Source organism: Oleiphilus sp. HI0080 (genome assembly GCF_001635135.1).
Genome location: NZ_LWFU01000075.1, coordinates 1 through 590, shown reverse-complemented (window position 1 = coordinate 590; position 590 = coordinate 1). Strand labels below are relative to the sequence as shown.

At 45.8% G+C, this 590-nt stretch carries 1 protein-coding gene; it reads right to left on the bottom strand.

All coding sequences use genetic code 11. The features are described 5' to 3' along the window. Positions 1 to 590 (bottom strand): formate/nitrite transporter family protein (locus A3751_RS01010; RefSeq protein ID WP_068451187.1); only part of this gene is annotated, 590 nt, incomplete at both ends.

Here is a 590-nt window from a genome sequence, read left to right as displayed (position 1 = left end):
GTAAATTGGAAGACCAACTAATAGAAAACCACCAACTAAGTTACCGAGTGCTGTTGGAATTTCATTCCAAACAAAGTAATCAACGACAGTGAACTCACCACCCATGATCATAGAGAATGGGAATAGGAACATATTCACAATTGAGTGCTCAAAACCCATAAAGAAGAACAGCATTACCGGCATCCACATCGCAGCCATTTTGCCTGTAGCGCTCGTTGAAATCATCGCTCCAACAACACCCATGCTCACCATCCAGTTACACAACATGCCACGGATAAAAATCGTAAACCAACCAGAAGCGCCATGCTCTTGATAACCAAGCGTTCGAGACTCACCAATCGTACTTACTTTCGCAGCAAGTGCTCCGCCGTCAGTGTTATAGCCATACGTAAGAATAAATGAGGCGAAGAATGCCGTCATCAAGGCACCCGCAAAGTTACCAACAAACACCAAGCCCCAGTTACGTAACATCTCTCCGGGTGTCACGCCTGTCCGCTTATCAAGTACCGCCAAGGGCACCAAGGTAAACACACCGGTGAGCAGATCGAACTTCATCAAGTACAACATCATGAAGCCAACTGGAAATAACA